At 44.8% G+C, this 241-nt stretch carries 1 protein-coding gene; it reads left to right on the top strand.

Going from position 1 to position 241, the window contains the following annotated elements; translation table 11 throughout:
* Positions 1 to 186: hypothetical protein (locus Q1A48_RS21610; RefSeq protein ID WP_299948952.1), on the top strand; the 186-nt coding region annotated here is incomplete at its 5' end.
* Between the last annotated feature and the right edge of the window lie 55 nt (positions 187 to 241).

Here is a 241-nt window from a genome sequence, read left to right as displayed (position 1 = left end):
GAGGTGCTATCAAAGCACAGTAGCTATGGCTTGTGCCTTCCTATGGCTACCCATGTGAAACGGGAACAGCCCCTAGCAAGCCAAAAGACTCAAGGAAAAGCTGCTTTTTTCTATTGTGATGGATTTTTAATCGACTTTTGGCTGAATACACGCCCCTTAATGTTATTTGTAGTAGTTCAGACTTGATCTGACAGTTACCGGTTTTTCTGACGGTGGTCTGTCAGGTCAGGTTCAGTTCACG

This window comes from uncultured Microbulbifer sp. (assembly GCF_947489355.1).
Lineage (GTDB): Bacteria > Pseudomonadota > Gammaproteobacteria > Pseudomonadales > Cellvibrionaceae > Microbulbifer.
Note: the sequence above shows the minus strand (reverse complement) of the source record. Positions and strands in the feature narration are given on the sequence as shown.